This is a genomic window from Micromonospora sp. M51 (assembly GCF_018070305.1).
In the GTDB taxonomy this organism is placed as follows: domain Bacteria; phylum Actinomycetota; class Actinomycetes; order Mycobacteriales; family Micromonosporaceae; genus Micromonospora; species Micromonospora parva.
Genome location: NZ_JAGPXZ010000545.1, coordinates 1 through 4,319 on the forward strand (window position 1 = coordinate 1; position 4,319 = coordinate 4,319).

Below are 4,319 nucleotides of genomic sequence, written 5' to 3' on the forward strand. Positions count from 1 at the left end.
CAGCACGGCGAGCATGGTCACACTGACGAACTCGCCACCGGCCCAGAGGATGCCGCCGCGCGCAGCAGGGGCCGCCGCCGGCTGGGCGCCGCGGTCCGGCTGATCGCCGCGCTGATGCTCGCCGGCGGCGCATACACCGTCTTCGCCCCGGGCGCCCAGGCGCAGGACAACCCGCAGCTGACCGGCGCCGCCGCCGAGGGCAAGGCGTTGTTCGACGTGAGCTGCGTGACCTGCCACGGCCGCAACGCCCAGGGCGTCGAGGGCCGCGGGCCGAGCCTGATCGGCGTCGGCGCGGCATCGGTCGAGTTCCAGGTCAGCTCCGGGCGGATGCCGATGGCCCGCCAGGAGGCCCAGGCGCACCGCAAGCCTCCGGTCTTCACCGACGAGCAGACCCGCCAGCTGGCCCAGTACATCCAGGAGCTGGGTGGCGGCCCGGTCGTTCCCGAGGGCGACGACCTCCGCGAGGACGGCAACATCGCGGCCGGCGGTGAGCTGTTCCGGATCAACTGCTCGCAGTGCCACGCGTTCGGTGGCGGCGGCGGTGCGCTCTCCTCGGGCAAGTTCGCCCCGAGCCTGCACCCCGCGACCGACCGTCAGATCTACGCGGCGATGCTGAGCGGCCCGCAGAACATGCCGGTGTTCGGCGACAACCAGCTCCGGCCGGAGCAGAAGGCCGACATCATCGCCTACATCCAGGAGACGCTGAAGCACGACCAGGACCCGGGTGGGTTCAACCTCGGACGGTACGGCCCGTCCACCGAGGGCCTGGCGATCTTCCTGGTTGGCATCGTGGCGCTCGTCTTCGCTAGCCTGTGGATTGCGGGCAAGTCGTGACCGAGCAGGCCATCCGATTCAGTGCTGTGGTGCCGCTCGGCGCCACCCGTAGCGAGGTGACGGCATGAGCCCCCACACCGAGCACCAGGCCTCGCAGGGCCCGGCGCCGCTCGACGTGAACGACCCCAAGCTGACCCGGTTCGACATCGTTCGTGAGGGTGCGCGCCGGGACGACATCGAGATCGTCCACTACGAGCCGCAGGTGCTGCCGGGCACCAAGGCGGAGCGTCGGCTGACCCGGGTGGTCGCCGGCTTCTTCCTGATCACCGGTCTGGCCGCGACCGCCTTCCTGGCCATCTACATCTGGTGGCCGTGGCAGTACGAGGCCGGCCGGGGCGGCGACAAGTTCTACACCCCGCTGCTCGGCTTCACCCTCGGCGTGGCGCTGCTCGCCGTCGGCTTCGGCATCCTGACCTGGGGCAAGAAGTTGCTGCCCAAGGAGGTCTCGATCCAGGACCGGCACGAGGGCCAGGTGGACTCCGAAGGCCGCACCATCACCGGCCAGACCATGCTCTACATGGCGGACGAGCTGGGCGTGAAGCGTCGCCCGCTGCTCGGCATCTCGCTGCTGGCCGGTCTCGCGCCGGTCGCCGCGGTCGCCGCGGCGCCGCTGGTCGGCGGTCTGATCTCGCAGCCGCACAAGAACAACCAGATGTTCACCACCGGGTTCGCCACGGCCGAGGGCGGCCAGCGGATCCGCCTGGTCCGCGAGGACGGCCGGCCGATCCGCCCGGCGGACATCAGCACCGGTGGTCAGCTGACCGTCTTCCCCGGCATCGACCATGGCGTGAGCAACAAGCACGCCGACTCGCCGACGCTGTTGATCCACCTCCGCGACTCGGACGCGCAGGAGTCGCGCCGGGCCAACGAGCGGATCGGCCACGGTGACTACATGTGGGGCAACTACGCGGCGTTCTCCAAGATCTGCACGCACGCGGGATGCCCGGCCAGCCTGTACGAGCAGCAGACCAACAGGCTGCTCTGCCCGTGCCACCAGTCCCAGTTCCTGATCACCGACAACGCCCGGCCCGTCTTCGGCCCCGCCAGCCGGCGGCTGCCGCAGCTGCCGATCGAGGTGGACTCCGAGGGCTTCTTCGTGGCGAAGTCCGACTACACCGAGACCGTCGGGCCTGATTTCTGGGAGCGGCCATGAAGCGTCGAAAGTTTGACCTTGCGGCGACGCCGGGCAAGGCAGCGGTGGGAGTGGACGACCGCTTCGCGGTGGCCACCCCGCTGCGCAAGCTGCTGAACAAGGTCTTCCCGGACCACTGGTCCTTCCTGCTCGGCGAGATCGCGCTGTTCTCGTTCGTCGTGCTGCTGCTGACCGGTGTGTTCCTCACCTTCTTCTTCGAGCCGGCGATGACCGAGGTGGTCTACGACGGCAGCTACGCGCCGTTGCAGGGCACCCCGATGTCCGCCGCGTACGCCTCCAGCCTGGACATCTCGTTCGATGTCCGGGGCGGTCTGGTGATGCGGCAGATGCACCACTGGGCGGCGCTGCTGTTCATGGCCGCGATCGTCGTGCACATGCTGCGGGTCTTCTTCACCGGTGCGTTCCGCAAGCCGCGTGAGACCAACTGGATCATCGGTTCGCTGCTGTTCTGGGTCGGCTTCCTCGCCGGCTTCACCGGCTACTCGCTGCCGGACGACGGCCTGTCCGGCACCGGCCTGCGGATCGCCTCGGCGATCATGCTGTCCATCCCGGTGATCGGTTCCTGGGTCACCTCGTCGATCTTCGGTGGCGAGTTCCCGGGCACGATCATCATCAGCCGGTTCTTCATCGCCCACGTGCTGCTCATCCCGGGTCTGCTGGTCGCGCTGATCAGCGTCCACCTGGGCCTGGTCTTCAAGCAGAAGCACACCCAGTGGCCCGGCCCCGGCCGGACCAACAACAACGTGGTCGGCGAGCGGATGTTCCCGCGGTACGCGTTGAAGCAGGGCGGCTTCTTCATGGTCGTCTTCGGCGTCATCGCGCTGATGGGCGGTCTGTTCCAGATCAACCCGATCTGGCTGTTCGGCCCGTACGAGGCGTGGGTGGTCTCGGCCGCCAGCCAGCCCGACTGGTACGTCATGTTCCTCGACGGCTCGACCCGACTCATGCCGGCCTGGGAGATCAACATCCCGATCGGCGACGGGTACGTCATCCCGCCGCTGTTCTGGCCGACGGTGGTGCTACCCGGCATCCTGGTGGGCCTGTCGACGATGTACCCGTTCCTGGAAGCCCGGCAACTCAAGGACCGCAAGAGCCACAACCTGCTCGAGCGTCCCCGGGACGCCCCGGCCCGGACCGCCGTCGGCGCCATGGCCGTCGCGTTCTACGTCGTGCTGACGCTCTCCGGCGCCAACGACGTGATCGCGGACAAGTTCCAGATCAGTTTGAACGCGATGACCTGGGCCGGCCGGATCGGCCTGCTGGTGGCCCCGCCGTTGGCGTACTACGTCACCTACCGGCTCTGCCTGGGTCTGCAGCAGCACGACCGGGAGGTGCTCGCGCACGGCGTGGAGACCGGCATCATCCGGCGCCTGCCGGACGGCCGGTTCGTCGAGGTGCACCAGCCGCTCAGCGCGGCCAACGGGCACGCGGACGGCCACGGCCAGCTCGACTACGTCGGCTGGGTCGTACCGAAGAAGATGAACCGGCTGGGGGCCCTCGGCCCGGCCATCCGGGGCTTCTTCTACCCGATCGAGAAGCCGGTCGAGGCGCCGGTCTCACCGGGGCACCCGCCGGTCGAGCCCCGGCCCGAGCGCGAGGAGGTCGGCAGCGGCGAGAGCCGCCACTGACCGCCCAGTCGCACCGTTACGTGGCGCCCGTCGGATTCCGGCGGGCGCCACGTCGTATCCGCACCCTCCCCGCCCATCCGACCAGGAGTCGGACGGGCACGGTGGGACCGGTCGACCCCGCGCGCCCGGGGGATCGCAGGAATAACCCCGGTGAGCCGGGTATCCGTGCGGTCCAACGTCTCAAGGGGGGGAAGCATGTTGGGTATCAAACGCCTCGGCCTGTTGGCCGCGCTGGTACTGGTCGGTGTCGCGCCGGCCGCGGCCGCGCAGGCCGCGGCACAGCCGTCGACGCAGGACACCCAGTACCTGCAGGCGGTACACCAGGTCAACCTGTTCGAGATCACCGCTGGTGACCTCGCCCAGCAGAAGGGCAAGGACCAGGGGGTCAAGGACCTGGGCGCGATGCTGAAGACCGACCACACCCAGCTGGACCAGACGGTGCAGCAGACCGCGTCGCAGCTCGGCGTGGAACTGCCGAACGAGCCCAGCGCCGACCAGCAGGCGGTCATCGACAAGCTGAACAACGCCAGCGGCGCGGAGTTCGACCGGCTCTGGGTGACAAGTGAGCTGGCCGGCCACGTCCAGGCCATCCAGGCCACCCAGACGGAGATCTCGCAGGGCTCCGAGCCGTCGGTGGTCCAGTTGGCGCAGACGGCGCTTCCGACGCTGCAGACGCACTACGACGAGTTGGTGGCGCTCGCCAA

Annotated in this window: 4 protein-coding genes; all 4 read left to right on the plus strand. The window is 69.2% G+C overall.

Annotation, left to right across the window (positions count from 1 at the left end; genetic code table 11):
• The first annotated feature begins 81 nt into the window (after positions 1-81).
• Positions 82-834 carry a cytochrome c gene (locus KBX53_RS24145; RefSeq protein WP_210861803.1) on the plus strand — a complete coding sequence of 251 codons (753 nt, stop codon included), beginning with the start codon at positions 82-84 and terminating at the stop codon, positions 832-834.
• Between the two features lie 64 nt (positions 835-898).
• A complete protein-coding gene (locus KBX53_RS24150) occupies positions 899-1,987 on the plus strand; it encodes a ubiquinol-cytochrome c reductase iron-sulfur subunit (RefSeq protein WP_030337741.1) in 1,089 nt (362 codons plus the stop codon).
• The gene (locus KBX53_RS24155; protein ID WP_030337740.1) at positions 1,984-3,615 is read left to right on the plus strand and encodes a ubiquinol-cytochrome c reductase cytochrome b subunit; all 1,632 of its coding nucleotides are present in this window, start codon (positions 1,984-1,986) and stop codon (positions 3,613-3,615) included. The genes KBX53_RS24150 and KBX53_RS24155 overlap by 4 nt, the downstream gene beginning before the upstream one ends.
• A gap of 195 nt (positions 3,616-3,810) precedes the next feature.
• Positions 3,811-4,319: DUF4142 domain-containing protein (locus KBX53_RS24160; protein ID WP_210861801.1), on the plus strand; the 509-nt coding region annotated here is incomplete at its 3' end.

Bases quoted from the DNA above. Each gene is read 5' to 3' on its own strand.
- KBX53_RS24150 (WP_030337741.1), top strand. From the start codon at position 899: ATGAGCCCCCACACCGAGCACCAGGCCTCGCAGGGCCCGGCGCCGCTC.
- KBX53_RS24155 (WP_030337740.1), top strand. From the start codon at position 1,984: ATGAAGCGTCGAAAGTTTGACCTTGCGGCGACGCCGGGCAAGGCAGCG.